This is a genomic window from Mesorhizobium sp. BR115XR7A, assembly GCF_020165315.1.
Lineage (GTDB): Bacteria > Pseudomonadota > Alphaproteobacteria > Rhizobiales > Rhizobiaceae > Mesorhizobium > Mesorhizobium australicum.
Genome location: NZ_JAIUHW010000003.1, coordinates 184920 through 211875, shown reverse-complemented (window position 1 = coordinate 211875; position 26956 = coordinate 184920). Strand labels below are relative to the sequence as shown.

Here is a 26956-nt window from a genome sequence, read left to right as displayed (position 1 = left end):
TGCCCTAGAGCCGGATGATTTCAGGTCGAATCGACCTGAAATCTGAATCCGCCTCTAAATCAAAGAGATAGAGCATGATGTCGTCCGAAAACCGGTTCCCACTTTTCGGCATCATGCTCTGGCGCAGGCCTGTCGTTTCAGGCGGACCGCTCGTCATCCCATCAGGTCCTCGATCCGGATCGGAAAGCGCCGCGGGCGCACGCCGGTCGCGTGCCAGACCGCATTGGCGACGGCGCCGGCAGTCCCGGTGATGCCGATTTCGCCAACGCCCTTGATGCCGAGGGCGTTCACGTGAGGGTCGTCCTCGTGAACCAGCAGCGCCTCGACCGAGGGCACGTCGGCATTCACCGGGACATGATAGTCCGCCAGGTTGGCATTCTGAATGCGGCCGGAACGCCGGTCGGTGACGGCTTCCTCATGCAGCGCGAAGGAAACGCCCCAGATCATCCCGCCATAATACTGGCTGCGCACCAGCCGCGGATTGATGACCCGTCCGGCGGCGAATGCGCCGACCAGCCGGGTGACGCGGATCTGGCCGAGATCCGGGTCGACCTTCACCTCGGCGAAGACGGCCCCATGCGCGTGCTTGGCGTGCGTCTCCTGGGAGGCCGGGTCCGGAGCGCCTTTGCCCCGGCCCTCGATTTCGGTCAGGCCCGCGCGGACGAGGATCTCGGCATAGCTTTCGCCGCGGCTTTCGTCATCGCGCCGGTAAAGGCGTCCGCCGCGTGCAACAACGCCTTCATTGCCGGCGCCGAACAGCGGCGAGGCTTCGTCGCCGGTGGCGAGATCGGCAAGGTTGGCGATGACGGCCGCACCCGCATTGTGGATGGCCATGCCGGCCGTCGCCGTGTGACCCGAACCGCCGGCGATACCCGCATTGGGCAGGTCGGAACTGCCGGCCCTGAAATCGACCTGGTCGATGTCGAGCCCCAGCCCGTCTGCTGCAATCTGGGCAAAAGCCGTCCAGGCGCCTTGGCCCATGTCCTGGGCGCCGGTCTCCATCAAGCCGGTGCCGTCGGCCCTCAGCACCGCGCGTGCCTCTGCCTGGAACATGAGTGCAGGGAACGTCGCCGTGCCCATGCCCCAGCCGGTGAGGAAACCGTCGGCGTCGCGCATCCGCCGCGGCTGCAGCGGGCGGCTCGCCCAGCCGAACGCCTCGGCGGCCTGTTCGTAACATTCGCGCAGCGCCTTGGAGGAGAACGGCTTGCCGGTCATCGGTTCGACCTCGGCGTAATTCCTGAGCCGGAATTCCAGCGGGTCCATGCCGCAGGCATGGGCCGCCTCGTCGATGGCGCTCTCAAGCGCGATCGATCCGGTGGCCTCGCCTGGCGCCCGCATGAACAGCGGCGTGCCGGTGTCGAGCCGCACGGCATCGTGTGAGGTGGCGATGGCCGGGCTGGCATAGAGCGTGTGCGAGGCATCGGCCGCCGGTTCGAAGAAATCGTCGAACGTGCTCGACGTGGTCCTGGCGTGATGGGAGATCGCGGTCAGCAGCCCTTCGCCATCCATGCCCATGCGCAATGTCTGGCGGGTCGGGGCGCGGTGACCGACCGGGCCGTACATCTGCTCGCGCCGGAGCACCAGCTTGACCGGGCGGCCGACGAGACGCGCCGCCAGGATGCCGAGCACTTGCGGTCCGGAAATCATGCCCTTGGAGCCGAAGCCGCCGCCCAGGAAAGGGCTGCGGATATGGACGTTTTGCGGCGCGATGCCGAACAGGCCGGCGATGCGGCCCTGCGCCATGGCCAGGCCCTGGCTCGGCGTGTCGATCGACAGCCGGTCGCCATCCCAGGCAGCGACGATCGCGTGGGGCTCCATGGCGTTGTGGTACTGGGCCGGCGTCTCGTAGGTCGCCTCGATCCGCGTCCTTGCCGATTTGAGGCCGGCCTCGACATCGCCCTTCTCCTGCACAGCCGGATTGCCGACGCCAACGCCGCGCGGCACGAAGCTTTTGGCGCCGTCCAGACCAACGCGCGCCGGCAACTCCTCATAGCGAGGCGACAACAGTGCCGCCCCTTCGGTCGCCGCTTCCAGCGTCTGCGCGATCACCACGGCAATGCTCTGGTTGGGGTAGCGAACCCCATCGTTCTGCAGCAGGTCGAGCCGGAACATGAAGGGATGGTCCTTGGCATCCGGATCGACGGCGAGCGCCGGCCGGTTCAGTGGCGTCATCACCTCGACCACGCCCGCATGCGCCTTGGCCGCCTCGACATCCAGCGAGACAACCCGGCCGCGTGCGATGCTGGAGACGGCAAGCACGGCATAGAGCATGCCGGGCGGATTGTTATCGGCGGCAAAGCGCGCGGTCCCGGTGACTTTCAAAAATCCGTCGCGACGCGTCAGCGGCTGGCCGATGCTGGAGCCCTGGCGCATATGGGCAGGCTGTTGGTTGAGGCCGAGTTCAAGCGTCATGACGCACTCCGGGAAGGGAGGAAAAAGGGGAAGCAGGCAAAGCGGGCATCAGAGCGGGCGTTCCCGCCTGTGCGGACATCAGCGCCCTGACGACAATGCGGCGGGCAAGCTCGATCTTGAACGCATTGTCGCCGGAGGGGCTGGCGTCGGCCAGAGCCGCATCCGCGGCCCGAACGAAGCTCGCTTCATTGGCATCGGCGCCGAGCAGCACCGCTTCCGCCGAGCGCGCCCGCCATGGCTTGGCCGCGACACCGCCGAGCGCCAGCCGCGCGGCGCGGATCTTGCCGTCGGCGACGGTCAGGGCCGCGGCAGCCGAAACGACGGCGAAGGCATAGGAGGTGCGTTCGCGTAGCTTCAGGTAGCGGGCGTGGGCGGCGAAGGACGCTGCTTCCGCCGGCAGGCGCACCGCAACGAGCAGGTCGCCTGGCTGCAGCACGGTTTCGCGCTGCGGCGTGTCGCCCGGAAGCCGGTGGAATTCCTCCAAGGTCACGTGGCGCCGGCCTCCCTTGCCCTCGATCTCGACGACGGCGTCCAGCGCCACCAGCGGCACACAGAAATCGGAGGGATGGGTGGCGATGCAGGCATCGCTCCAGCCCAGCACCGCATGCAGGCGGTTCTCGCCGCCAAGCGCCGAGCAGCCGGAACCGGGTTCGCGCCTGTTGCAGGCGCTGGCGGTGTCGTAGAAGTAACTGCACCGCGTGCGCTGCAACAGATTGCCGCCGACAGTGGCGGCGTTGCGAAGCTGCGCAGAGGCGCCCGAAAGCAGCGCTTCGGCCACCGCCGGATAGGCTCTGGCGAAGGCCGGATCATGTGCGAGATCGGCATTGCGGACCAGCGCGCCGATGCGCAGGCCGCCATCATCGAGCGTTTCGATGCGATTGAGTTCCGGCAGGCGGGTAATGTCGACGATCCGTTCGGGGCTGGTGATGCCGCCCTTCATCAGATCGAGCAGATTGGTGCCGCCGGCGAGATAGGCCGAACCCGGTTCGGCCGCCGCCGCTATGGCGTCGGAGACGGTGGCCGGCCTGATGAAATCGAAGTCTCTCATGCCGCGGTCCTCCTGCGTGCCTCGGTGGTGGCGGTGTCGGCCATGTTTTTCTGGGCTTCCATTTTTTTTTGGGCTTCCAGGACGGCCTCGACGATGCCGCCATAAGCCGCGCAGCGGCAGATGTTGCCGCTCAGCCCCTCGCGGATGCGCTCGGGATCGGCGCCAGCCTGTCCTTCGGCGATCAGGCCGAGCGTGCTCATGATCTGGCCGGGCGTGCAGAAACCGCACTGGAAACCGTCATGGGCGATGAAGGCGGCCTGCACAGGGTGCAGTTCTTCACCGTGAGCGATACCTTCGATGGTCAGCACTTCGGCACCGTCATGGCTGACCGCCAGCGCCAGGCAGGAGTTTATGCGCTTGCCGTCGACCAGCACCGTGCAGGCGCCACACTGGCCGCGGTCGCAGCCCTTCTTCGTGCCAGTGAGCTCAAGCCGCTCGCGCAGCAGGTCAAGCAAGGTGACGCGTGGGTCGACCTCCAGTTCGTGTCGATGTCCGTTGACGGTAAGCGAGATGGGAAGGCTGGTCATGGGCGTCTGGCTCCAGTTGCTTGACGCTGAGGGGAATGAAGTGGGGTAGGGGCGGGGAAGGGCAAGGTCAGGCGACGGCCAATCTCCTGCGGGTTGGGAAAGTGGCGGGTTGCGGCTTCGAAAGACGTGACATACCGGTTCCCCTGATTATATGATGAGGGTTCTCCACTAAAAGCGGAGGTGCCTCCGTTTATTTACGTGGGGGCTGGCCAGGCGTGGTTCAAGCCCCCATATCCCTGGTGGAGAAAAAAATTGGCTTTTGCGCCCGTCACAACCGCTGACCAAAAAACCGCCGCCGCCGACAAGCCGTTGCGTGCCGATGCACGGCGCAATCGCGACCGGCTGGTCGAGGTGGCGGCTGCGGTCTTTGCCGAGCGCGGCATCGACGGCTCGCTGGAGGAGATCGCTCGGCGCGCCGGCGTCGGCATCGGCACGCTCTACCGGCATTTTCCGACACGCGAGCATCTGGTCGAGGTGGTCTACCGCCGCGAGGCGGAGGGGTTGTGCGCGGCGGCCGGCGAGCTCGCTGCAAGATATCCCTCCGATGTGGCGCTGGAAGAATGGATGCGCCGCTTCGTCGACTACATCGCTACCAAGCGCGGCCTGGCGACCAGCCTGCGCATCCTGTTCACCACCAATTCGACGCTGTTTTCCGACACGTCGGGACGGGTGTCGCAGGCGCTGCGGCAACTGGTCGAGGCGGCGGTGGCCGACGGCACCATCCGCGGCGATGTCGATGCCTCCGACGTGCTGCATGCGCTCGGCGGCATCTACTCGGCGCCCGACACGCCCGAATGGCGCGACCGCTCGCGCCGCCTGGTCAAGCTCCTGATGGACGGGTTGCGGTTCGGGGCGAGGAAGGCTGGATGAGAGGGCGAACGCCGCTTGCCCCGGCATGAGGCGAGCGATGACAAACGCTGATCGTGCGATCGTGTTTGGGGGCGGCTGAATTTGGCTCCGGCATGGCAGCTCGGCGACTGCTCCGGGTCCGGGAACAGGATCAGTCAGTCCGCCGTCGATCCGTAACCAGACTCCCTGCCTTCGCCGGCTGCTCGAGCCGGCGAACCGCGCTTGGAAACTCCTTGAAGATCAACGATCGCAGCCAGCGATGCACGGGATCGGCATCCATGCGGGGGTGCCATGCCTGGGTGATGGTGAAGCCTGGGCTTGCCACCGGCAGATCAAACATCTGGGTACGGCCTGTCGCACCCAGATGGTACGAGCGCGGCACCAGTCCAACGAGATCGGATGCGGCCGCGACCGCGACGACCGCCGGATAGCTCGGCACCACCAGATCGACATTTCGCGAAAGGCCGAGTTCGGCGAGTGCTTCATCGATCGGTTCGATGAAATGGCCTCGCCGGGATGAGACCACGTGCCGGCACGCGGCGTAACGCTCAGCCGTTATTTCGGTCTCCAGAAGCGGATGCCCCGTTCTCGCCACGCCGACAAAACGGTCCTCGAACAACGCCTGACCGCGCAATTCGGCACCATCACCCGAAAGCACGCCAATATCGAGGTCGATCGTGGCTTCTCTCAGCAGTTCGATGCGCTTGTCCGGTCGGGGCGCGAAGCGCAGCCTTATGCCGGGCGCGGCACTGGTGACAAGGGCATGGAGGCGCGCGGCATAGAGCAGCACGAAGGCTTCATTAGCCCGGATGGTGAAATCGCGCCGCACCTGGCTGATGTCGATCTCCGGCGAGGGGCTGAGCACGGACCGGACCGCCGACGTCAGCGTGTGCACCTGTTCGGCAATCGCTTCGGCATGAGGCGTCGCCACCATGGCGCGTCCCGCCGAAACCAGGATGGGATCGCTCAGCGCCAACCGCAATCTCGACAGTGTGCGGCTCATCGCGGACGTGCTGAGGCCAAGTTTCTTGGCGGCGCCCGAGACGCTGCGCTCCCGCAGCAAGGCGTCAAGCGCCACCAGAAGGTTCAGGTCGAGATCAAGCATGAGAGAGCCTAACGAGATGAGGCGTTTGACGCAACGGTCAATTTACTCCGTTGCGCCTGGTGCAATCATGAGGTGAGCGGTATCGATGCGGCGACACCAACGAAGCGGAGCCTCCGATGTCCATAGCCGCAACCATCAATCCCGCCCATGACGGCCTGCCGTCGCCACGCCGCTACCTGGCCATCGCCGTCCTGCTGATGACGCTGGTGCTCGTCGTGCTGGACGGCGCCATCGCCAATGTCGCGCTGCCATCCATCGCGGCGTCGCTCAATGCCAGTGCCAGCAGCACCGTGTGGGTGGTGTCGAGCTACCAGCTTGCGGTGCTTGTGGCTCTTTTGCCTTGCGGCGCGCTGGGCGAGATCCACGGCCCCCGGCGTGTCTTTCTTCTAGGTGTCGCGCTGTTCACGGTGGCTTCGGCGGCCTGTGCCTTCGCCGGCAGCCTGCCTGTTCTTGTGGCTGCCCGGTCCATCCAGGGGCTGGGGGCGGGCGCCATCATGGCGACCGGGCCGATGAACCTGCGCGTTTCGGTGCCGCAGCGGCTGCTCGGAACCGTCATCGGCTTCAACGCGATGACGATCGCGATTTCCGCGGCCGCCGGCCCTGGTGTCGCCGGCGCGATCCTCTCCGTTTCCAGCTGGCCGTGGCTGTTCGCCGTCAACATCCCGATCGGCATCATCGTCCTGTTGTCTGGCGGGTTGCTTGCGCATCTGGATGGCGTGAAGCGTCACCTCAACCTCGTGGCATTGCTGGCCAACACACTGATGTTCATCCTGTTCTTCACGGGCGCCGACCGCATCGCCGGTGCGCCGGTCAGCGGGTCGATCCTGATCGGTTGTTCCGTCCTGTGCCTCGTCATCTTGTTGTCTCTCGAACGCAGGAGTGCCGCACCGATCGTGCCGACCGACCTCTTGGCCGATCCAGCCTTCCGGGTAGCCGTCATCGCTTCGATCTCGTGCTTCACCGGGCAGATGCTCAGCTACGTCGCGCTGCCATTCTACCTGCAGCACACCTTGCACATGAGCCCGGTCCAGGCGGGCCTCTACATGATGCCATGGCCCATCGCGACGATCATCATCGCTCCGATTTCGGGGCGGCTGGCCGATCGTTTCAAGACAGCGTGGCTGTGCGCCGCCGGCGGCGGGTTGCTGGCGATCGGCCTTCTGATCGCGGGCCTGACACCGCCCGGTCCAAGGGCGATTGCCTTCCTGGTCGGAACCGTCGTCGCGGGCACGGGTTTTGGTCTTTTCCAGACGCCGAACAATCGCATCCTGCTTCTCTCCGCACCCAAGGCGCGCAGCGGTGCGGCGGGAGCCATGCAGGGCACGGCACGGCTGTTGGGACAAACGCTTGGCGCCATTTCGATGTCGATCATTTTCGCGACCGTGCCGCTGACAGGCGCACCTAGCCTCGCGCTGGTCCTGGCCGGCGTCTGCGCGGCCATCGCCTGCCTGGTCAGCCTGAGCCGCGCCCGCTACGAGAAGGTGGCATGAGACCAGCTGGCGCTCGACACGCTGTCCTCGATGCGCGCGCAAGGCATCGACATTCCGATACCACGGTCGATCTCGGCCTGCGGTCGGCAAACGAGATCGCCAAGGGCGTTCCGCTCAAGGCTATCGGCTCGTGGCGTCCCGATGACAAGGGCGTCGCCGAGGCGCTTGCCATGATGAAGGCGCTTATTGGCGAACCCACGCCGGCGTCGATCGGAGTCCAGGCCTTGCCGCGGTGCAGTCCGGTGCTGCTGGAATCCTTCAAGACGGTCTTCCACAACCACTCGCCGGGCGGAACTGGCGGACGCCTGCAACTCGCCAAGCCGAAGTGCAATTGAGATAGGGGGAACGATCACGGGCGCGGGCGAGATCCCGTGCCCATGGCGGCGTCCTGCGCACACCGCGGTCGACGGCTCTTCGCCCTGTGCAAACGATATGATAGGCGTCAGGCTACCGGTGGTCCGATTGCCGCCCGTTCGTGATTGAGGGGCATTTCAATGTATGTAGGCCGTTCCTACAAGGTGATCGATTTCGCACTGTGGTCACGGCGCAGCGTCCTCTACATGGTGGTGGTGAGTGGGCTGGCCGTGGCTGCCTACCGCTTTCCGGGCATTGCCGGGTTCTCCGTGCCATGGTCGGTGGTGCTGGTGCTCGGCACCACGGTGTCGCTGGTCGCCGGCTTCAAGAACTCGCAGGTGTTCACCCGCAGCAGTGAGGCGCTGCAGGCCTTCACGCAGATCACGGCCAGCAGCCGCGTATGGTCGAATTTCTGTCGGGATTTCCTCGATGCGCCGACGGCCAGGCAGCTCATCTACCGCCATATCGCCTGGATGACGGCGCTGCGATACGCGCTGCGGCGGCCGATGCCGTGGGAATCCATGGGGAAGGCCGCCAATATCGAATACCGACGGCGTTACCACATTCAGGAGGACAAGGGTTCGATCGCCGACGAACTACGCCCTCTGCTGGGCGACCAGACCGCGGATGTCCTGAAATCGCCTCGTCCGGCGATAGCCCTGCTCGAATTGCAGTCCGTCCAGGTCAATGCACTGTTCAAGGACGCCAAGGTCCCGCCGCAGATCCATGGCGAACTGACGAAGCTGATCCGCGACTTCCACGACCAGCAGGCGCGCTGCGACCGCATCAAGAACAATCCCTATCCCCGGCAATACGCCATCGTCAGTTCCATGTTCGTCATGATCTTCTGCACGCTGCTGCCGTTCGGCGTGGTTCCGGTGTTCGCCGACATGGGCAAGCTGGGGGGAATGCTCGGCTCGATCGGCATCTGGCTGACGATCCCGTTCAGCACGCTGCTGGGCTGGGCCTACATGTCCCTCGACCAGGTCGGCGAGAGCAGCGCCAACCCTTTCGAGGGCAACGCCAACGACGTGCCGATCTCGCAAATCTGCCGCGACATCGAGATCGAGATGCGCGCCGGGCTCGGCGAGAGCGATCTTCCCAAGCCATTGCTGCCGGTCAATGACATCGCGACGTGAGGTCGGGCGCCGGAGTCGGGCAGAGCCATGCCTTCTCAGCGCCTAGCGGCGGGACATCACCCTCAGCCACGGCGCCAGATGGAAAGCGCTCATCAGCAGATACATGGCCGGCATGCCGGTCAGGATCGAGCCGGCCAGCGGCGAGGCGCCCATGCACAGCATGGTCCCGTCGCCGCCGTGAAGACGGGAAAGCAGCGCCATCACCGCAAAGGTCGGCGCCGCGGCGAGGCATAGCCAGTCGGCTATGCCATGGGGGACGACATTTTCGGGGGTCACGCTGCCGATGCCGGAAGGGATATCGCTCATGATCTTATTCCCTTGATGGTTGCGGCCCGTCATGACCTGGGGTCCTCGGCCCTGCCGGAGGCGGGAAGAGGAACCCAGGCTGGACGGACTTGCGCCAGCTTACTGGTTGCCCTTGTCGCGGAACGCGGCCTCGCCGGCAGCTGACACTTCGGCCCATTTCTTGTCGGCTCCGGCATCGTAATTGTCGTGCCAGTTCCACCAGCTGTAGAGTGGCGTCTGCGGGTAGCCTTCGGGCGAGTCTTCCCACACCTCCTGGCGGCCGAGCGGCGTGATGTCGAGATAGCTCCAGACGGTGCCCAAAGCCTCGTCGCCGCGGTTGTTGATGAAATAGGTGCGGAAGATGCGGTTCCCGTCATGGATGAACACGTTGTGGCCGTGCCATTCGTCGACGCCGAAGTCCTTGTCGAAGCTATCGGTGATCGTATACCAGGGCATCTCCCAACCCATCCGTGTCTTCAGCCGCTCGATGTCTTCCTGCGGGGCGCGAGAGGCGTAGGCGAGGGTGGTGTCGCGGGCGTTGAGATGGGCGAGGTGGCCGACCTGGTCGGCGCCGAGCGAGCAGCCGCGGCAGGCATGATCGGGCCAGCCATAGACGCCGGGCTCGAAGAAGGCGCGGTAGACGATGAGCTGGCGGCGGCCTTCGAACAGGTCGAGCAGGCTCACCTTGCCGTCAGGGCCCTCGAAGACATAGGCCTTGTCCACTTCCGTCCACGGCATGCGCCGGCGTTCGGCCGACAGTGCGTCCCTGGCGCGCATCGTCGCCTTCTCCTTCACCAGCATCTTTTCGTGCGCGGCGTTCCAATCCTGCTGTGAGACGATCGGTGGGGTCTTCATGGTCATGGTCATTGGTCTTCTCCTTTGCCGGTCGTGGCGTCGTTGCGATGTGGTGTTGCCTGGACGTGTGGGGGAGCCGCAGGCGCGGCGAAATCCGAAAGATCCGGCCCGGCGCAGCAGGGGTGGCGTGCGGCGCGCTTGGCCGTATCATTGGCCGCGTCGAGGTCGAGGTTGGTGGAGGCAGGCATTTTCTGGTTCTCCCATGCTGCCGTCATTGCCGGCACGTCTTGCTGGTTGACGGTACTGACGTAAGTTAGGCGGCGCTGCGCCGAGGTGGGAGTTACAAGTGTGACGGGATTTGAATGGACTCGCTGATCACCGCGGCAGCGCTGGCGCTGGCGGCCGGCGATCCACTCGGCGCGCTCGACCGCGTTGCCCTGCGCGAGGATGCGCCGGCGCTGGCGCTGCGCGGCATTGCCATGGCGCAGCTCGGCGACTTCGATCGCGCCAAGCTCTTGTTGCGGCGGGCCGCGCGTGCCTTCAGCCCGAAAGAGGCGGTGGCGCGCGCCAGATGCGTCGTCGCGGAGGCCGAGATCGCGCTGGTTTCGCGTGATTTGGGCTGGCCGGCCAAGGCGCTCGACGCGGCCCGCACGGCGCTGGAAAAGCATGGCGACCGGTTGAACGCGGCGCATGCCGGCCACCTCAAGGTGCGGCGCCTGCTCTTGATCGGCCGCCTCGACGAGGCCGAGCAGGTGCTGGCCGGGCTCGACCCGGAGCCACTGCCGCCGGCGGCAAGAGCCGCGCACGAACTCGCCGTCGCCGGTATCGCAATGCGGCGCCTGCGTACCAGGCCGGCGCGCGCGGCGCTGGAGTGGGCGCGCCATGCCGCTCGCAAGGCCGGCATTCCCGGCCTCATCGCGGAGGTCGACAGCGCGTGGCTGGCACTGGAGACACCCGCGGCGCGGCTGATCGCGCAGGGCAGGGAGCAGCCGCTGCTGCTCGAAGAGGTCGAGGCATTGCAGGGATCGCCGGCGCTGGTCGTCGATGCTTTCCGCTACGCCGTGCGCGTTGGGCGGACCACGGTTTCGCTGGCGAGCCGGCCTGTGCTGTTCGCCTTGGCGCGGACGCTCGCCGAAGCCTGGCCCGGTGATGTTTCGCGGGGGGAACTCGTGGCGCGGGCCTTCGGCGGCAAGCATGCCGATGAATCGCATCGCGCGCGCCTGCGCGTCGAGATCGGGCGGCTGCGTGCCGAGCTTCGCGCATTGGCCGGCATCAGCGCCACCAGGCATGGCTTCACGCTGGTGCCGCGCCAGGCCCATGCAGTGGTGGTGCTGGCGCGGCCGATCGAGGAACGGCACGCGGCCGTGCTTGCCTTGCTGGCCGACGGCGAGGCCTGGTCGAGCTCGGCCTTGGCGCTGGCACTTGGAACCGGCCAGCGCAGCGTGCAGCGGGCGCTTGAGCCGCTTGCCGAGGCCGGCAAGGTACAATCCTTCGGCCATGGCCGGGCGCGCCGCTGGATGACGCCGCCGGTGGCGGGTTTCACGACCACCTTGTTACTCCCCGCGCCGCTTCCCAATGGCTAGAAAGTGACGACGACCACCATCGAGGGACAAGGACATGAAACATTCGGCAGCCGAAATCTTGAGGGAATACGGGCCCTTTCCCGGGGCCAATACGGTGGCCGGGGTAAGCTTTGACGGCAAGAATGTCTGGTTCGCCTCGGGCGACAGGCTGAACGCCTTCGATCCGGAGAGTGGGCAGGCCTTGCGCTCGATCGATGTCGCGGCACATGCCGGCACCGCCTATGACGGCCGGCATTTCTTCCAACTCGCCAAGGACCGCATCCAGAAGATCGATCCCGACACGGGCGAGGTGCTTTCCACCATTCCAGCCCCCGGCAATGGCGGCGATTCCGGGCTGACCTGGGCCGAAGGCACGCTATGGGTCGGCCAGCACCGGGAGCGCAAGATCCACCAGATCGACCCCGAGACCGGCGCGATCCTGCGCACCATCGAATCCAACCGGTTCGTCACCGGGGTGACCTGGGTCGACGGCGAATTGTGGCACGCCACCTGGGAGGGCGACGAAAGCGATCTGCGCCGCGTCGACCCGCGGACGGGCAAGGTTCTGGAGAAGCTCGACATGCCTGCCGGCATGGGCATCTCGGGGCTGGAATCCGATGGCGCCGACCGACTGTTCTGCGGCAGCGGAAACGCCGGCGTGGTGAGGGCGGTGCGCCGGCCGAAATAAGGGTCCGCGAATTTTCCCCAATCGACTGGCCGTTGTGCGATGCCAAACCTAGATAGGCTGGACCATCCCCACAAAAGGATTCTCCCATGCCCGAACAGATCACGTTGAACGACGGCACCGCCATTCCCCAGCTTGGCCTTGGCGTCTGGCAGGTCGATCACGACATCACGGCGCAGGTGGTGGGCTGGGCGATCCAGGCCGGTTACCGGCTGATCGACACCGCCGAGGGCTACCGGAACGAGGAAGGGGTCGGCGAGGCGATCCGCGCCGCCGGCGTGCCGGCGGCAGAGCTGTTCATCACCTCGAAGCTGCGCAACGGCGCCCACCAGCGCGATGCGGCGCTGCGGGCCTTCGACGACACGATGAAGAAGCTCGGCGTCGAGCAGCTCGACCTGTTCCTGATCCATTGGCCGGTGCCCAGCCAGGACAAATATGTCGAGGCCTGGAAGACGCTCGTCGAGCTGCAGCAGGCCGGCCGCATCAAGTCGATCGGCGTTTCGAATTTCAACAGGGATCATCTGGAGCGCATCATCGGCGAGACGGGCGTGACGCCCGTCGTCAATCAGATCGAGCTCCACCCGCGCTTCCAGCAGCGCAATCTGAGGGAATTTCACGCCCGGCACGACATCCATACGGAAAGCTGGAGTCCGCTGGGCAGCGGCTGGTTGCTGAGCGACCCGACCATATCAGGCATTGCCCGCAAACACGGCAAGTCCACCGCGCAGACAATGATCCGCTGGCATCTCCAGCAAGGGCTGATCGTCATCCCGAAGTCGGTGCGCCAGGACCGCATCGCGGCCAATTTCGATGTCTTCGATTTCGAACTGGACGCACAGGACCTGGAGACGATCGCCGGCATGGATTCGGCTGACGGCCGTAACGGTCCGAATCCGGTGACGGCGGCGTTTCTGTTCTGACAGGACGAAGCGGTCGGCGCGCTAAATCCCCGAGCCGTCCAGCTGTTGCGCGTCGTCGCCTTCCCACGGCGCCGGCATCGAGGCGCCCCGGCTGAGATTGGCCGAGGGCATCGGCATCCAGCACTTCAGCTCCGGCTCGGCATATTCGACGACGCGGCCGGGCGAGGAATCGGAGGCGCGCCAGCCCTCGTCACCGAACTGATCGGCGCGTGACCAGTAGGCGAGGTCGACTTCCGCCAGCCCCTGCTCGGATGGGCGGACCGTCACGAGGATCCGGCTGCCGTCTTTTGGCGCGCTCGACATGTGGCGCCAGCGGTCGGGCTCGTCCATCGTATTTCCTCCTGCCTTGCTGTGGGATGAAGTGTCGCCTCGTCGTCGGAGACGGTCAACCCAAACTTTGCGCAACCCATCCTGTTTCGATAGGCTGCTCGTTCCGCCCGGCGCGCGGGGAGTGGATGATTTGTCGGATTGCACCAGCCGCATCCGTCCTTGATCTGGCGACGGTCGCCGAGACAAGGAGAGGCATTCATGAGTGACGAAGTCGAGCCGATGCCGGCTGGGGTGGAAACAAAACTGTACTTCAGCCGCAACCCCAATCCGCGCCTGGGGGTCGCGGTGGCGCGTCATCTCGGGGCGAGGGTGACCTTCGAATTCGCGTCGCCGTTCGCGCCGGGGCAAGCGGAGCGATTCCGGCCGCTCAATCCCAACCTTTCCCTGCCCATACTGGTCTGGCCCGGCGGAAGCCTGTGGGAGGCCGACGCCATAGCCTGCCGGTTGTCGCGCGACATGGGGTCCGATTTCTGGCGCAGCGGCGACGATGAGCCCGAGATGATCCGCTGGCTGAGTTGGGGCAAGGAGAATTTCATGCGGGCCTGCGACATGGTGCATTTCGAGCGCGGCACCAAGCAGCGTTATCACATCGGGCCGATCGATCACCAACTGGTCGAGGATGGACTGAAACTGTTTCACACGACGGCGGCGATCCTGGAGACCGCGCTTGCGGGCCGGCAATGGCTGGTCGGAGACGAAGTTTCTTATGCCGACTTCCGCATGGCGACCTTCCTGCCTTTCAACGATGTCGCGGGCCTGCCGCTCGGCGACTATCGACTGGTCGATCGCTGGCATCGGCGGCTTGAAGCGATCGACGCCTGGCGTGATCCCTTCGAGGGTCTGGACGCGCCGCCATTGCCGCCAGTCCCAGGACAGGTCGAGCCGCATGAGGCGCCGAGGCTGTAGTCGAAAGGGGTGGCGACCGGCGTATACGTTTGGAGAGAAACTTGAAAACGCCGGCCGCCATTTGGGGGCGTTGGGGTGCATCGCTTTGGGGGGCGATGCAGAGGCCAGGCTAAGCGGATGGCCGGCCGCCGCAATCGAAACGCCGGCCCATGGTGAACAGGCGGTTACTATCCACAGGTCAGGGCCGTAAACGCCAGGCGGCCCGCCGGATTGCGGCCGTCCATCGCGGCCAGATCGTCATTGTCTCGGCTGTGCGCAACGCGAATCGCCGGTCATGCCACGCTCGACGGGCCGCGATCGGATTGCTAAGCCCGTCCGCGAGGAGCTGATGAGTCTGGCATGACCGTTGCGATCGAGATGGGACACACGACAGCGGGCGCTTCGGCGAAACTCGATCTCGAGGAGTTGCTGGCGACCCGCCTTCTGGTGCAGGGCAATTCGGGCTCCGGCAAGTCGCACCTCTTGCGGCGTCTCTTGGAACAGAGCGCGCCTTGGGTGCAGCAGACCATCATTGATCCGGAAGGCGACTTCGTATCCCTGGGCGAACGCTACGGCCATCTGGTGATCGATGCCGAGGAGCATACCGAGCGCGGCCTGCAGGCGGCCGGCGAGCGGGCGCGCATCCACCGTGTCTCGACCGTGCTCAACCTCGAAGGCCTCGATGCCGAGAACCAGATGCGGCGCGCCGCCGCTTTTCTCGGCGGGCTATTCGAGGTCGCGCGCGACCACTGGTACCCGATGCTGGTGGTGGTCGACGAAGCTCAGCTTTTCGCGCCGGCGGTGGCCGGCGAGGTGTCGGACGAGGCGCGCAAGCTTTCGCTCGGCGCCATGACCAACCTGATGTGCCGGGGCCGCAAGCGCGGGCTTGCCGGCATCATCGCCACGCAGCGGCTGGCCAAGCTCGCCAAGAACGTCGCGGCGGAAGCCTCCAATTTCCTGATGGGCCGCACCTTCCTCGATATCGACATGGCGCGCGCGGCCGATCTTCTAGGCATGGAGCGGCGGCAGGCGGAGGCCTTCCGCGATCTGGAGCGCGGCCAGTTCATGGCGCTGGGGCCGGCACTGTCGCGCCGGCCGCTCGGCCTGCGCATCGGCCCGACCGACACCAGCCCGCGCAACGGCACGCCCAAGCTGATGCCGCTGCCGGAGGCGGCGCTCGAGGATGCCCGCGCCATCATCCTGGCCGCCCCGCCGCCCGAGACGATGCGCGCGCCGCGCCGGGTGGCGTCGCCGGACCTGCTCGACCAGTTGATGGCGGCGAAGTCGGCTGCGCTGGAAATCCGCCCCGAACCGGCGGAGCCGCAAGTCAGCGCCGAGGATCTGGCGGAGCGGCGCGAGCGGGTGGACCGCGTGCTGCGCGCCATTCTTGCACAACCTGACGCGGGCTTCCGCGTGATCGGGGTGCTCTACCAGGAGTTTGTCGTGCGCTGCCGCATCGAGGGGCTCGCCTCGGTCGTGCCGGACCTGCCCGCCTTCCGCCGCATGTTGACGCGCGCCCGTGCCGGGCTGGGGGCCGAAGCCAGCGAGGACGATGTGTGGCGCGACGTCTCGGTGCGCGCTTCGTTGCTGCCGGAGGACATGCAAGGCGTGTTCATGATGATCGCGCGCGCGGCGAAGGAGGGCTGGCCGTGCCCGAGCGATGGCGCGATCGCCCGCGCCTACGGCTCGCATTCCATGCGCCGCGCCCGGCGGCTGCTCACCTATATCGAGGAGCAGGGCCTCATCGTCTGCCAGGTCGACGGCACGGGGAAGCGCACCGTAACGCTGGTCGAACTCGCCTGGGCAACGGCGCCCGGCGATCCCAATGCCGAGGGGGCGGAGCAGGGGAGTTTGGCGCTGTGAGGGCGGCCATGGCGGCCGTGGCGCATCGCGATCTCATCGACAAACGCTGATCCGCTGGTTCTCGATGACGGACTTGGCGGCGGCCGGCATCGCCTCGGCGCCGCTTGCGCGGTCCCCGGCAAGCGGCGCCGGGTGGCTGGTGCCGGGAACCCGCGGCTCGATCCTTGTCGGGCTCGGCGTCGCGCTGGTCAATCATCGTATCTGAAGCTTGCTCGCAGGCGGCGGGTGCGAAGGCGATGCTGAGCTCGCTGGCCGGCTTCTGGTGAGGTCAGCACCGCGCGACGACGCCGCCCTTACTGGACCGTGATGACACCGTCGACCGCCCGCCATTCCGATGGGGTGATGAGCCGGTGGTGGGCGATGTGGACGGAGTGAAGCGGCCCGTCCAATTCGCGCTCCCAATAGGAGAGAAAGCCCTTGAGTTCGGGGAACTCCGGCGCCAGGTCGTAGTCCTGCCAGACATAAAGCTGCAGCAGGCTCCGATGGTCAGGCAGACGGTAATGGATTTGTGCGGTGGTCAGGCCATAGCCTTCCATCTGGAGGCGGAACTCCTTGCTGACGCTTGCGATCATTCGTGTCTCCTTTCGGCGGCAGCGGTGGCCGCAACGGCGAAAAAGTCTCTCGGCCCATCGATGTGCGCCGTCAGCAAACAACTCCTTCAGAGGGTGAGCGGTTCCGGCGCCGGCGATGGTACCGGCTCGGATAATTTTGCCGGATCTAGGCGTAAATTCAAGCGGCGGCTCCCGACGCAGAGCGAATAAGACCGCCATAACAGGGAGTTGGCACTCCGCCGGCGTGAGTGCTAAAATTTTCTGGCGGCCTCTTGAAACCGAAAAAAGGGAAAACTAGCTCGATATGCGCGCGCGATGCCTGACAAAGGGTCGCCGCATTCCGCATCGGCCCGAATTGCCGGTCCGGTGTGGAGGAAGCTGAAAACCTGTTTGTCCCAAGAGGAGAACGACATGGCGTTCCGTCCATTGCATGACCGTATCCTGGTCCGCCGCATCGAGGCCGAGGAAAAGACCTCCGGCGGCATCATCATTCCCGATACCGCCAAGGAAAAACCGCAGGAAGGCGAAGTCATCGCCGTCGGTCCCGGCGCGCGCGACGACAGCGGCAAACTGACCGAGCTGGATGTCAGGGTGGGTGACCGTATCCTTTTCGGCAAATGGTCCGGCACCGAGATCAAGCTCAATGGCGAGGACCTGCTCATCATGAAGGAAAGTGACGTGATGGGCGTGATCGAACAGACCGCGCAAGTGAAGAAGGCCGCCTGACGGCTTCTTAGAAAATCCACCAGTCAACGAATGCTGCCTAGAGATAGAGGAGTGATCCAATGGCTGCCAAAGAGGTAAAATTCCATACCGAAGCGCGCGAGAAGATGCTGCGCGGCGTCGATATCCTGGCCAATGCGGTGAAGGTGACGCTCGGCCCCAAGGGGCGCAATGTCGTCATTGAAAAGTCGTTCGGTGCGCCGCGCATTACCAAGGATGGCGTCACCGTCGCCAAGGAAATCGAGCTTGAGGACAAGTTCGAGAACATGGGCGCGCAGATGGTGCGCGAAGTCGCCTCCAAGACCAATGACCTTGCCGGCGACGGCACCACCACCGCGACCGTGCTGGCCCAGGCCATCGTCAAGGAGGGCGCCAAGGCCGTTGCCTCGGGCATGAACCCGATGGACCTGAAGCGCGGCATCGACAAGGCGGTGGACGCCGTCGTCGCCGAGCTGAAGGCCAACGCCCGCAAGGTGACCCGCAACGACGAGATCGCGCAGGTCGGCACCATCTCTGCCAATGGCGACGCCGAGATCGGCCGCTTCCTCGCCGAAGCGATGGAGAAGGTCGGCAATGAAGGCGTCATTACGGTGGAGGAAGCCAAGACAGCCGAGACCGAGTTGGAAGTCGTCGAAGGCATGCAGTTCGACCGTGGCTATCTCTCGCCCTATTTCGTCACCAACCAGGACAAGATGCGCGTCGAACTTGACGAGCCCTACGTGCTGATCCACGAAAAGAAGCTCGCCAACCTGCAGGCGCTGCTTCCGGTGCTGGAAGCGGTGGTCCAGTCGGGCAAGCCGCTGCTGATCATCGCCGAGGATGTCGAGGGCGAGGCGCTGGCGACGCTGGTCGTCAACAAGCTGCGCGGCGGCCTCAAGGTCGCGGCCGTCAAGGCGCCGGGCTTCGGCGACCGCCGCAAGGCCATGCTGGAAGACATCGCGATCCTCACCGGCGGCACCGCGATCTCCGAGGATCTCGGCATCAAGCTCGAGAATGTGACGCTGGAGATGCTGGGCCGCGCCAAGAAGGTGGTGATCGAAAAGGAAAACACCACCATCGTCGACGGCGTCGGGCGCAAGGAAGAAATCCAGGGCCGCGTCGCGCAGATCAAGGCCCAGATCGAGGAGACCAGCTCCGACTATGACCGCGAGAAGCTGCAGGAGCGGCTGGCCAAGCTTGCCGGTGGTGTCGCGGTGATCCGCGTCGGCGGCTCGACCGAGGTTGAGGTCAAGGAGCGCAAGGACCGCGTCGACGATGCCTTGCACGCGACCCGCGCGGCTGTCGAGGAAGGCGTGCTGCCCGGCGGCGGCGTCGCGTTGCTTCGGGCCGCCAAGGCGCTCGATGCTGTCCAGACGGACAATGCCGACCAGAAGACCGGTGTAGAGATCGTGCGCCGCGCCATCGAGACGCCGGTCCGCCAGATCGCGGAAAATGCCGGTGCTGAAGGCTCGATCATCGTCGGCAAGCTGCGCGAGAAGAGCGAATTCGGCTGGGGCTGGAACGCTCAGACCAACGAGTTCGGCGATCTCTATGGCCAAGGCGTGATCGACCCGGCCAAGGTGGTGCGCACCGCGCTGCAGGATGCGGCGTCGGTCGCCGGCCTGCTGGTGACCACCGAGGCAATGGTGGCCGAGAAGCCGAAGAAGGAAGCCGCCAGCCCGGCAATGCCGGCCGGCGCCGGCATGGACTTCTGAGGTCCGACCAGTCCGCCCGCTCCCTCGATCGGGAGCGGGCATCGGTTGAAGGGAGAGAGATATGGATGCGCTTGCTGACCTTGGGCCCGTGCCCGCGCCGACACATCAGGCAAAGGAGTTCCTGGCCTATGAAAGCGAATGCCGCGGTGCGTTGAAGCCGCTGCTGGCGGAACTGCTCGACAGGGCCGAAGCCGCCGGCTGGAAGCGGCGGACCGTTGCCGCGACGCTGATGTTCCTGGCCGCGCAACAGGTGTCGGAGGCGTCCGAGGCCTCGGCCGGCGGCTGAGCGCTGACATTCAGTCCCATAAACTTACGGGCAGTCCCATGAACCTTACGGGCAGTCCCATGAACCTTACGCGGCGGGCCGCGCCTTCCGGTGTTCGGCCCGCCGCGGGTCCGCACAATCGAGAGGAGGCACAAGCCATGAATCGCTGGCAGTTTGAAGAACCGGTGACCATTCTGGTCGGAATGGGCTTTCCGAGGAAGATCGAAAGCGTGATGGAAGCCTACGCGCTGTTGCAGGACTGGCCGGCCGCCAGCCGCAACGGCGCTCATGCCGTCGCCCTCAATGCCTGCAAGGCGGGCATCGCCGGTGAGATCGACCCGGAGACGGTGCGCGCGACGCTGGTCACCTTCGCACGTCGCAACGACATATTGCTGCCGGATATGGTTTCGCCGGCCGCTGCGATGGACAATGCGCTGCAGGCGGGGCGAGGCGGCAGGTCCGTCTGATCTTCAGCGGTCCGCCTCGCGGCGGTGGCGGGCGCGAGCCCGCGGGGAACCAAGCGATGGCCATCGGGTTGAATCAGTGTTGGTTCCCCGAGGCGAGGCGACGTCATGAGCATCCTGCAAAGCATCAAGAAAGTGGCCGAACAGGTGACCGGTGCCGCAAGACCGGACAGCCGTCAGGCGGCCGACCTTGTCAGGCCGCGCAAAGCGAACGAGTTCAGGTTTGGCGATGATGGCCTGGTGCCCAATCATCCGTCCTGGCCGCTGGTCGTCTATCACGGCGCAGTGAGATTGCCGGAAGACTTCGATCCCGCGGCCGTGTTAGAGGCGCTTTTCTCGGCCAATGGCTGGGGAGACAGCTGGCGCAACGGCATCTACGATTATGTTCACTACCATTCGCGCATCCACGAAGTGCTCGGCGTGGCGCGTGGCACGGCGAAGGTCCGGTTTGGCGGCAAGAAGGGCCGAACGCTGGCGCTGAAGGCCGGCGATGTCGCGGTTCTTCCGGCCGGCACGGGGCACCAGCGCATCTCCGCTTCGGACGACTTTCTCGTCGTTGGCGCCTATCCGCCGTCCGGCACCTATGACGAATGCACGACCACCGCCGATCACGCCAAGGCGGTGGTGACGATCCCCAAGGTCGGCCGTCCGCGCAAGGACCCCGTCTATGGAAGCAAGGGCCCGCTGCTGGCGGCGTGGAAGAAAGATTGAGTTCGCCGAAGGCGAAAGAGAGCAAAGCTTGCCGGCGCAAGCCCTGCCTCGGAACGATCGACGGACAGATCGAAGCATAGTTCATCACTCCGGTGGAACGCTCTCGGGCATTGGAGGTTGATAGCCGTCGAATGCTTTATCAACGGACTGGAAAACGGAGAGAGCCCGCCTTCGGTTGACGCCGGGGCGGGTTCTTTTTTGTCTGAGATTCTCGGGATTGATGGCGCGCGGGAACATGTCCGGCATGCCAGGCGCAATGTTGGGAGCAAAGCCTGGGGAGAGCAGGTGGTGAAGAGATTGCGCCTGCCTCGGAGCGGACAGACGGCTGATACCGTCTACATTCCGTAGGTGAGGGCAACATAGATCGCCGGGATAAGCGTCAGGCAGATCGCCATTCCCACGACAACGGCGATGGCCAAGCGCTCGGTTCGCCTGACAAGATCGACCATGTTGGCGTCCTCACTCAGACAGACGGGCGGGCCCGACGGGATTTCCGGGGCCTGAACATCATTGTCATTTGCGGGGCGATTGTCGTCGTGGATGCTCGGTCTCTGGGCTGATGTCACTGCTTGCCTCGCTCTCAGAATATCCGGCGGTCGAGCTGGATTCCGCGATGATGGATGATTGGCTGCGTTGCTCCGGCGCGAAACCCAACGTATCGGCAAGAAATGGGTTGCCGCATACGACTTCAGTCTTGCCAATTCTTAGACCTAAGCCTTGCCCGGGAACGCAATGCAGCGGGAGCCGTTGGTGACCGGTGACAACTCAAAGAATAGGAGAGGAGAAAGTCATGGCTGACGGTCCAACTGTTGTTAATTCTGGAGGTGGTGGCGGCACTGCGGTCGCTATTGTTCTTGCGATAATCGCCATCGTTGTCCTGCTGATATTTACCGGTGTCATCAACATTGGTGGCGGCGGCGGGAAGGACATCAACGTGAAGGTTGAGGCGCCAAAGGTGGAAGCTCCGGCCACTTCAGCGCCCGCGAAGCCCGCGGCACCTGCCAATGGCGGCTGATTGGCTGCGGCAGAGGCCAGAATAATTCTGGCCTCTGAAAATGTTTCTTAGTTCACAAAAGGACTTGTCATGAAAAGATATCTTGTCGGCGCTGTCGCGGCCCTCGCGCTTATGGCTGGAATTGGTGCTTCCTTCGCGGGAGACGTCGTAATTCTCAAGCCTGAGCAGCAGACGGTCGTCCGCGAATACATCCATAAGCAAAAACTCGCATCAGTCAGCCTGCTCGGCGTCGAACTCAACGTCGGCTCCGCTCTCCCTGACACCGTCGAGCTTCATACAATCGACGTCCCCGACGTCAGATACAAATACACTGTTGTCGGCGATCATGCGGTTCTGGTTGATCCCGATACACGCAGGGTCGTGCAGATCATCGAGTGATGCCGGTAGTTCGTCCCTGGCCAACGGGGGCGGCCCGCCGTGCGCAAATGGCGCGGCGGGCTTTCTAAACGAAGCCACTTAATCCCTGTGAGCGCCGCCGAAACCTTCACCCGTCAGGCCTTGGCGTGGGTTAACCGCTCCAGCGCATCGACGATCAGGCCGCAGAATTTCGGATGGTCAAGTTTCATCGCCACGGTATGGCGGAAGTCGACCTGCTCGCTCGCCGTGCCGCCAAAATGGTGCATCCCGCCCATCTTCTCGAAATTGCACACCGTCATGCCCTTGGTCCACCGCCCGGCGATTTCGACGCGGATATCGGCCTTCTCGGTGGTGAAGACGGTCGGGTCGATCATGGCCGCGACGCAGCACGCGTCGTGGACGGCTGGATACTCGATCTGCAGGAGGCCGCCATGCGTGGTCGCTATGAACTCCCAGATATCGAGGATGAACTTGGCGATCGGGCCGCCGACGGCGCGCACCCTGTTTTGCAGGTCCGGAGTGGCCAGCGCCTGGTGCGTGAGGTCGAGGCCGACCATGGTGACATCCCAATCGGCGCGGAACACGACGTCGGCGGCCTCGGGGTCGCCATAGACATTGAACTCCGCCGCTGGCGTAATGTTGCCGCGCGTGTAGGCTCCGCCCATCGCGACGACGCCCTTCACCCGCCCGATGATGCGCGGTTCCTTGCGAATGGCGAGCGCGATGTTGGTGTAGGGACCGACCGGCACCAGCGTGATGGTTTTCGGCTCGTGTGCCATGACCGTGTCGATGATGAACTCGACGGCATGCCGCTTGTCGAGTTCGAACGAGGCGGGCGGCAGGACGGGGCCGTCGAGCCCGGTATCGCCATGGATTTCGACGGCCAGCACCTGCTCGCCGATGAGCGGGCCGGGTGAGCCCTTCGCCACCGGCACCTTGATGCCGTAGGCGGTGCATACGGCCAGAGCATTGCGCGTGGTGTTCTCGACATTGTGGTTTCCCGAAACCGTCGTGATGCCGAGAAGGTCGATATTCGGGTTTCCCGCCGCAAGCAGGATGGCGATGGCGTCGTCGTGCCCCGGATCGCAGTCCAGGATGATCTTTTCCATGACTTCGTCTCCCTTGTCGGCGGGGCGGCTGCCCCGTGCCAATAGTCCTGGCCCGCGCCTACTTGTCCTCGACAATGCGTAGATATGCCGCCGTCACGAACAGGACGATCAACCCGAACAGTATCCGCCTCGCACCCTCCGGCATCTGCAAAATAGTCAGCAGCGTCGTCAGCACCGTCAGTATCAGAGCGCCGATGATGGTGCCGGTGTAGCCGCCGCGGCCGCCGAAGATGGAGGTGCCGCCGATGACGGCGGCGGCGACCGAGGGCAGCACCAGCGGTTCGGCGAGCGACAGCGACGGCGCCTTGATCAGACCGATATAGAGCAGGCCGGTGACGCCGGCGAGCACGCTGGAGGTGACGTAGAGCGCCGTGATCACCTGCCAGTATTGCACGCCCGACAGGCGCGTCGCGCGCTCATTGTCCCCGACGGCGTAGAGCAGGCGGCCGAAGCCGGTGCGGGCAAGCGTGAAGACGATGAGGGCCGCCAGCGGAACGAACAGCAGCAGGGCGTTGGGGAAGGCAAAGCCGAGTACGGGGGTGACACCGGTACCCAGCCAGGCGAGAAAGTCGGGGATCTTGGCGCCGGACGCGATCACCGTGCGCTGGTAGACCTGCAGGCAGCCGGTGCCGATCAGGCTGGTGCCCAGCGTCATGATCAGCGGGTGGACGCGGAAGACACCGACGCCGATGCCATTGACGAGGCCGATCAGCACCGCCGGCATCATCGCCAGGAGGAAGGCCACAGCCGGGTCCTGGCTGACGATCTGCGTTGCCATGATGAAGGCGCTCATCGTCGCCACCGTGCCGACCGAAAGGTCGATGCCGCCGGTCAGCATGGTCATGGTCTGGCAGCCGGCGAGGATCGCCAGCGGAATGGCGAATTTGATGGTGTTGGCGATCCAGCGCTCGTTGACGATGCCGGGGCGCAGGATCTGCAGGATCACCACCAGGATGACCAGCAGGATGATCAGCGGGATGAGAGGCCGGTCGGCCATGAAGCGTTTTATGCGGCGGCCGAAGGGGACCGGCGCGGGCGTGATCGCGGTGGTGCTCATGGGGTGGCTCCTGCTCGCGAGGAGGTGGGCTTGGTGGTGGCGTTCTGGAAGGATGGTGCTCTACGGCGCCGTACAGCGCTGCGGGTGAATTTCATGATTGCCGCCCTCGCATCGTGATGAAGGCGCCGAACATCACCACGGCGACCATGATCAGGCCTTCGATGATGGCGGTGACGTTGGGGTCGATGGCGAGCAAGGTGAGATCCGTGCGCACCAGCCGCAGCACGAAGACGGCGACGATGGGGCCGAGCAGGCCGCCCTTGCCGCCGCCGAGCGCCACGCCGCCCAACACGACCGCGGCGACGCTGGCCAGGAGATAGGGGCCGGGGATCGGCGCGCCGATGCCTGTGCTCATGGTCAGCGCCAACCCGCCCATGGCCGCGAACAGGCCCGAGAGCGCGTAGGCGATGACCCTGGTGCGGGCGACAGGCACGCCGCTGCGGAACGCCGCCAGTTCGCTGGAGCCGATGGCGTAGATGGAAAGGCCGAGGCGCGACCGCCGAAGCGGTATCCAGACGATGCAGAGGCAGACAATCAGCACCAGCAGCGCCTTGGGCAGCCACGCGTCGACGGCGTCGGGCAGGCCCGGGATCGGCACGGTGCCCGAGATCAGCGCCTTCAGCCATTCGGCCGCCGCGCCGCCCGGGGCGCCGAGCACCAGAAGGGCCGCGCCTTGCAGCACGAACAGCATGGCCAGCGTGACGACGATGTCCGGCACGCGGGTGACGACGATCAGCATCCCGTTGACGGCGCCCAGCACGAACCCCATGGCGAGCACGAAAGGCACCACGAACAGCGCGTATTCCTCGCTCGCGCCCGCCATCATCGAGGCGGCGGTGACGCTGGTCAACGCCATCATGGCGGCGACCGAGAGATCGATGCCGCCGGCGATGACGACGACCGTCTGCGCGGCGACGGCAAAGGCGTAGGGCAGCACGGCCCGCGCCAGCGAGCCGAAATCGCCGCTGCCATAGCCGGGCTGGATGATCTTGGTGGCGATGAACAGGATGACGAGGAGGGCGAACAGGCCTGTTACCCAGCCTTGCCGGCGCAGGAAATGGCTCATGGCGTTGCCTCCGGCGCATCGGAAGCATTCGCCGTGGGTGCGGCCAAAATACCGATATCCGCCTTGACGCCGCGCGGCAGGCCGTAGGCGGCGCGCATCAGCGTCGGCTCGTCGGCCTCCTCGACAGGGAAAATATCGACCAGGCGGCCGCCGAAGATGACGATGACGCGGTCGCAGACGCGCTGCACTTCTTCCAGTTCGGAGGTGTAGAAAAGAACCGACTTGCCGTTGCCGGCGAGCTCGCGCAGCAGACGATAGATCTCCTGCTTGGTGCCGACATCGATGCCGCGCGTCGGGTCGAAACACAGGATGGTGCGCGCGTCGGCCGCGATCCAGCGAGCGATGGTGACCTTTTGCTGGTTGCCGCCGGACAGGCGCTGCACCTCGCCTTGAGCGCGGGTGTCGATCTGCAGGCGCTGGATGGCGCTCGCCACGGTGGCGCGCTCCTTGCGCATACGAATAGGCCCCCAGTTGCGCAGGGCGGCACTGAAGGGGAGCGCAATGTTCTCCCGCACCGAGCGCTGCATGGCGAGCGCCTCGGAACGGTCGCCCGGCACATAGGCGACCCCCGATCGGATGGCGTCGATCGGGTGGGCGAATTTCACCGGGCTGCCGTCGACTTCGATCGTGCCGCCCGATGGTTTGATCGAGCCGGCAAGGGCGGCGAACAGTTCGTCCTGGCCCTGGCCTTCCAGCGCCACGACGCCGGCCACCTCGCCATCGCGGAGATCGAAGGAGACGTCGCTGAGCTTGGTCCCGACGCGCAGGTTTCGCACGGCGATGCGCGGGCGGGCAGGGGGGCGGGCCTCTTCGCTGGCGCCGCGGGCGGCGACATGGGTCTTGACGATGCGAGTGCCGAGCATCAGCTCGACGATCTTTTCCTCGACGCCCGGCACGATGTCGACGACGCCGACGGTCGCCCCGTCGCGCAGCACCGTAGCGCGGTCGCAAAGGGCCGAGATTTCGACGAAGCGGTGGGAGATGAAGATCACTGCGCGGCCGGCGTCGCCCTGCCGGCGCACCACTTCCAGCACCTTTTCGGCAAGGTTGGCGGGGAGTGCGGCCGTCATCTCGTCGAGCAGCAGCACGTCGGGCTCGACGGCCAGCGCGCGGGCCAGGTCGAGCACGCGCAGGATGGCGAGCGGGATGTCGCGCGCGGTGTCGCGCAGGTCGAGGTCAGGTATGCCGAGTTCGCGTACCCAGGCGCGGAACGGCTCGACCGGCGTGCCGGTCAGCCGCAGATTGGACAGCACATCGAGATCGGGGATCAGCGACGGCTCCTGGTAGACAGGCAGCAGCCCGGCCCGGCGCGCGGCGGCCGGCGAGCGTATGTCGCGCGCCTCGCCACGGATCAGGATGCGTCCGGCATTGGCTGATATCGCGCCGGTCAGGATCTTCACCAGCGTCGACTTGCCGGCGCCATTGGCACCCATCAGCGCATGCACCTCGCCCGGCAGCACGGAGAGCGACGCATCGCGGAGAGCCGCGACCGCGCCGTAGTTCTTGGCGACGCCTGACGCGTCGAGGAGGGGACTGGTGGTCAAATGATTTGGGTCTCGATTTATGTGCCTAATAACCGCGAATGTCAGCGCCGCCCCTCACCTGCCTGCCGGCATCCTCTCCCCGTATAGAGACGGGGAGAGGGGCTTGCCTCCGGCGTTGCGGCCAGCTTCTCTCGCCCCGTTTTACCGGGAG

General features: G+C 65.5%; 30 protein-coding genes. 17 read left to right on the top strand and 13 right to left on the bottom strand.

All coding sequences use genetic code 11. From position 1 onward, the window contains the following. Positions 1 to 153 precede the first annotated feature (153 nt). From LB557_RS07960 to LB557_RS07950, 3 genes are read right to left on the bottom strand one after another with little or no spacing between them, the layout of a single operon-like run. Positions 154 to 2412, bottom strand: a complete 2259-nt coding sequence (locus tag LB557_RS07960; RefSeq protein ID WP_224642894.1) for a xanthine dehydrogenase family protein molybdopterin-binding subunit — start codon at positions 2410 to 2412, stop codon at positions 154 to 156. Then, positions 2402 to 3460: an FAD binding domain-containing protein gene (locus tag LB557_RS07955; RefSeq protein ID WP_140725262.1), complete on the bottom strand. Its 1059-nt coding sequence runs from the start codon at positions 3458 to 3460 to the stop codon at positions 2402 to 2404. The genes LB557_RS07960 and LB557_RS07955 overlap by 11 nt, the downstream gene beginning before the upstream one ends. Further along, positions 3457 to 3987, bottom strand: coding sequence for a (2Fe-2S)-binding protein (locus tag LB557_RS07950; RefSeq protein ID WP_224642926.1), 531 nt, complete (start codon positions 3985 to 3987; stop codon positions 3457 to 3459). The genes LB557_RS07955 and LB557_RS07950 overlap by 4 nt, the downstream gene beginning before the upstream one ends. 252 nt (positions 3988 to 4239) lie before the next feature. Between LB557_RS07950 and LB557_RS07945 the strand changes: the two genes are divergently transcribed. Continuing rightward, a complete protein-coding gene (locus tag LB557_RS07945; protein WP_140716329.1) occupies positions 4240 to 4857 on the top strand; it encodes a TetR/AcrR family transcriptional regulator in 618 nt (205 codons plus the stop codon). A gap of 130 nt (positions 4858 to 4987) precedes the next feature. Here LB557_RS07945 and LB557_RS07940 read toward each other — a convergent pair whose 3' ends face one another. Continuing rightward, positions 4988 to 5941, bottom strand: coding sequence for a LysR family transcriptional regulator (locus LB557_RS07940; protein WP_224642241.1), 954 nt, complete (start codon positions 5939 to 5941; stop codon positions 4988 to 4990). Between the two features lie 197 nt (positions 5942 to 6138). Between LB557_RS07940 and LB557_RS07935 the strand changes: the two genes are divergently transcribed. The 3 genes from LB557_RS07935 to LB557_RS07925 all read left to right on the top strand — a co-directional run bounded on the left by LB557_RS07935 (position 6139) and on the right by LB557_RS07925 (position 8924). Continuing rightward, entirely contained in the window at positions 6139 to 7431 is a 1293-nt protein-coding gene (locus LB557_RS07935) for an MFS transporter (RefSeq protein WP_411961397.1), read from the top strand. Then, positions 7428 to 7766, top strand: coding sequence for a hypothetical protein (locus tag LB557_RS07930; protein ID WP_224642239.1), 339 nt, complete (start codon positions 7428 to 7430; stop codon positions 7764 to 7766). The genes LB557_RS07935 and LB557_RS07930 overlap by 4 nt, the downstream gene beginning before the upstream one ends. A gap of 159 nt (positions 7767 to 7925) precedes the next feature. After that, positions 7926 to 8924 carry a bestrophin family protein gene (locus tag LB557_RS07925; protein WP_140716327.1) on the top strand — a complete coding sequence of 333 codons (999 nt, stop codon included), beginning with the start codon at positions 7926 to 7928 and terminating at the stop codon, positions 8922 to 8924. A 42-nt stretch (positions 8925 to 8966) separates the two neighbouring features. Here the strand turns inward: LB557_RS07925 and LB557_RS07920 are convergent, their stop codons facing one another. From LB557_RS07920 to LB557_RS07910, 3 genes are all read right to left on the bottom strand, one after another. Then, a complete protein-coding gene (locus tag LB557_RS07920; RefSeq protein ID WP_140663353.1) occupies positions 8967 to 9230 on the bottom strand; it encodes a hypothetical protein in 264 nt (87 codons plus the stop codon). Positions 9231 to 9329: 99 nt separating this feature from the next. After that, positions 9330 to 10076, bottom strand: a complete 747-nt coding sequence (locus LB557_RS07915) for a DUF899 domain-containing protein (protein ID WP_140824076.1) — start codon at positions 10074 to 10076, stop codon at positions 9330 to 9332. Further along, the gene (locus tag LB557_RS07910; protein WP_140725273.1) at positions 10073 to 10252 is read right to left on the bottom strand and encodes a hypothetical protein; all 180 of its coding nucleotides are present in this window, start codon (positions 10250 to 10252) and stop codon (positions 10073 to 10075) included. The genes LB557_RS07915 and LB557_RS07910 overlap by 4 nt, the downstream gene beginning before the upstream one ends. A gap of 114 nt (positions 10253 to 10366) precedes the next feature. Here LB557_RS07910 and LB557_RS07905 point away from each other — a divergent pair, with 114 nt between their 5' ends. The 3 genes from LB557_RS07905 (at position 10367) to LB557_RS07895 (ending at position 13171) form a co-directional block, all read left to right on the top strand. Then, positions 10367 to 11587 (top strand): helix-turn-helix domain-containing protein, encoded by a 1221-nt coding sequence (locus LB557_RS07905; protein ID WP_224642237.1) that lies wholly within the window; start codon positions 10367 to 10369, stop codon positions 11585 to 11587. A gap of 34 nt (positions 11588 to 11621) precedes the next feature. Beyond that, a complete protein-coding gene (locus LB557_RS07900; protein ID WP_140663347.1) occupies positions 11622 to 12254 on the top strand; it encodes a PQQ-binding-like beta-propeller repeat protein in 633 nt (210 codons plus the stop codon). A gap of 86 nt (positions 12255 to 12340) precedes the next feature. Next, positions 12341 to 13171: an aldo/keto reductase gene (locus LB557_RS07895; RefSeq protein WP_224642236.1), complete on the top strand. Its 831-nt coding sequence runs from the start codon at positions 12341 to 12343 to the stop codon at positions 13169 to 13171. Positions 13172 to 13192: 21 nt separating this feature from the next. Here LB557_RS07895 and LB557_RS07890 read toward each other — a convergent pair whose 3' ends face one another. Further along, complete coding sequence (locus LB557_RS07890; protein ID WP_224642234.1) at positions 13193 to 13501, bottom strand: hypothetical protein; 309 nt, start codon at positions 13499 to 13501, stop codon at positions 13193 to 13195. 198 nt (positions 13502 to 13699) lie between these two features. Here LB557_RS07890 and LB557_RS07885 point away from each other — a divergent pair, with 198 nt between their 5' ends. From LB557_RS07885 to LB557_RS07875, 3 genes are all read left to right on the top strand, one after another. Continuing rightward, complete coding sequence (locus LB557_RS07885) at positions 13700 to 14407, top strand: glutathione S-transferase family protein (RefSeq protein WP_224642232.1); 708 nt, start codon at positions 13700 to 13702, stop codon at positions 14405 to 14407. Positions 14408 to 14746: 339 nt separating this feature from the next. Then, entirely contained in the window at positions 14747 to 16249 is a 1503-nt protein-coding gene (locus LB557_RS07880) for an ATP-binding protein (RefSeq protein WP_224642230.1), read from the top strand. A gap of 64 nt (positions 16250 to 16313) precedes the next feature. Continuing rightward, positions 16314 to 16454 carry a hypothetical protein gene (locus tag LB557_RS07875; protein WP_224596753.1) on the top strand — a complete coding sequence of 47 codons (141 nt, stop codon included), beginning with the start codon at positions 16314 to 16316 and terminating at the stop codon, positions 16452 to 16454. 88 nt (positions 16455 to 16542) lie between these two features. Here LB557_RS07875 and LB557_RS07870 read toward each other — a convergent pair whose 3' ends face one another. Beyond that, positions 16543 to 16821: an usg protein gene (locus LB557_RS07870; protein ID WP_015316961.1), complete on the bottom strand. Its 279-nt coding sequence runs from the start codon at positions 16819 to 16821 to the stop codon at positions 16543 to 16545. 390 nt (positions 16822 to 17211) lie between these two features. On the opposite strand from LB557_RS07870, the gene LB557_RS07865 reads away from it, so the two are divergent. From LB557_RS07865 to LB557_RS07835, 7 genes are all read left to right on the top strand, one after another. Then, complete coding sequence (locus tag LB557_RS07865) at positions 17212 to 17526, top strand: co-chaperone GroES (protein WP_015316962.1); 315 nt, start codon at positions 17212 to 17214, stop codon at positions 17524 to 17526. A 59-nt stretch (positions 17527 to 17585) separates the two neighbouring features. Further along, positions 17586 to 19217: a chaperonin GroEL gene (gene groL, locus LB557_RS07860; protein ID WP_224642228.1), complete on the top strand. Its 1632-nt coding sequence runs from the start codon at positions 17586 to 17588 to the stop codon at positions 19215 to 19217. A gap of 61 nt (positions 19218 to 19278) precedes the next feature. Beyond that, complete coding sequence (locus LB557_RS07855; RefSeq protein WP_015316964.1) at positions 19279 to 19503, top strand: hypothetical protein; 225 nt, start codon at positions 19279 to 19281, stop codon at positions 19501 to 19503. Positions 19504 to 19640: 137 nt separating this feature from the next. Further along, complete coding sequence (locus LB557_RS07850; RefSeq protein ID WP_140663343.1) at positions 19641 to 19949, top strand: DUF982 domain-containing protein; 309 nt, start codon at positions 19641 to 19643, stop codon at positions 19947 to 19949. 105 nt (positions 19950 to 20054) lie between these two features. Continuing rightward, a complete protein-coding gene (locus LB557_RS07845) occupies positions 20055 to 20657 on the top strand; it encodes a cupin domain-containing protein (RefSeq protein ID WP_140824081.1) in 603 nt (200 codons plus the stop codon). A gap of 790 nt (positions 20658 to 21447) precedes the next feature. Beyond that, positions 21448 to 21672: a hypothetical protein gene (locus tag LB557_RS07840; protein ID WP_023782864.1), complete on the top strand. Its 225-nt coding sequence runs from the start codon at positions 21448 to 21450 to the stop codon at positions 21670 to 21672. A gap of 69 nt (positions 21673 to 21741) precedes the next feature. Further along, positions 21742 to 22050, top strand: coding sequence for a DUF1236 domain-containing protein (locus tag LB557_RS07835; protein WP_015316968.1), 309 nt, complete (start codon positions 21742 to 21744; stop codon positions 22048 to 22050). A gap of 113 nt (positions 22051 to 22163) precedes the next feature. On the opposite strand, the gene LB557_RS07830 is transcribed toward LB557_RS07835, so the two are convergent. The 4 genes from LB557_RS07830 to LB557_RS07815 all read right to left on the bottom strand — a co-directional run bounded on the left by LB557_RS07830 (position 22164) and on the right by LB557_RS07815 (position 26805). Further along, positions 22164 to 23138 carry a nucleoside hydrolase gene (locus LB557_RS07830; protein WP_224642226.1) on the bottom strand — a complete coding sequence of 325 codons (975 nt, stop codon included), beginning with the start codon at positions 23136 to 23138 and terminating at the stop codon, positions 22164 to 22166. Positions 23139 to 23196: 58 nt separating this feature from the next. After that, positions 23197 to 24195, bottom strand: coding sequence for an ABC transporter permease (locus LB557_RS07825; RefSeq protein WP_224642224.1), 999 nt, complete (start codon positions 24193 to 24195; stop codon positions 23197 to 23199). Between the two features lie 91 nt (positions 24196 to 24286). Beyond that, the gene (locus tag LB557_RS07820; RefSeq protein WP_015316970.1) at positions 24287 to 25261 is read right to left on the bottom strand and encodes an ABC transporter permease; all 975 of its coding nucleotides are present in this window, start codon (positions 25259 to 25261) and stop codon (positions 24287 to 24289) included. Continuing rightward, entirely contained in the window at positions 25258 to 26805 is a 1548-nt protein-coding gene (locus tag LB557_RS07815) for a sugar ABC transporter ATP-binding protein (RefSeq protein WP_140725295.1), read from the bottom strand. The genes LB557_RS07820 and LB557_RS07815 overlap by 4 nt, the downstream gene beginning before the upstream one ends. Between the last annotated feature and the right edge of the window lie 151 nt (positions 26806 to 26956).